Raw genomic sequence first — 422 nt, forward strand, 5'->3', positions numbered from 1 at the left:
CACCACGGTGTTACTAAATGCACGCGCGCAACAGGGAGGCAACTGAGCGTTGGCGTCACAGAAATACCTGAAGGGATTATGGAGTTCAGTGTGGATTCTTTAGAGGATGATGATTTGACGTTTCTTGAGATCCCGTTGCAGATTTCTACTGCGCGTTTTACGCAGGCGTTGGATGAGCGTTTTATTCCGTGGGCGGACGATGGCAAGTGCGGGATTGTGTTGTATGAGCATTGGATGACGTTTTTTGATGATGTGGGCGAGATCAAGCAGATCCTTTGGTACAACCGTGAATTGGTGACTGATCTGGAGTTGCTGGATATCGCGTTTCCTCCGAAGAGATAGCAGCTGGTAGGAAGGGGTGTTCTGTTGATGGATTTTGGTTTTGATTCGCCTGTGGCGTTTGATCGGGTTTTGGATGAGAT

1 protein-coding gene is annotated in these 422 nt (G+C 48.6%); it reads left to right on the forward strand.

Features of this window, described 5'->3' with window-relative positions:
* A partial coding sequence (locus HMPREF3101_RS07485) for a hypothetical protein (protein WP_210386185.1) occupies nt 1–342 on the forward strand: 342 nt, incomplete at its 5' end.
* Nucleotides 343–422 lie beyond the last annotated feature (80 nt).

The sequence above is a fragment of the Corynebacterium sp. HMSC29G08 genome (assembly GCF_001806875.1).
Classification (GTDB): Bacteria; Actinomycetota; Actinomycetes; order Mycobacteriales; family Mycobacteriaceae; genus Corynebacterium.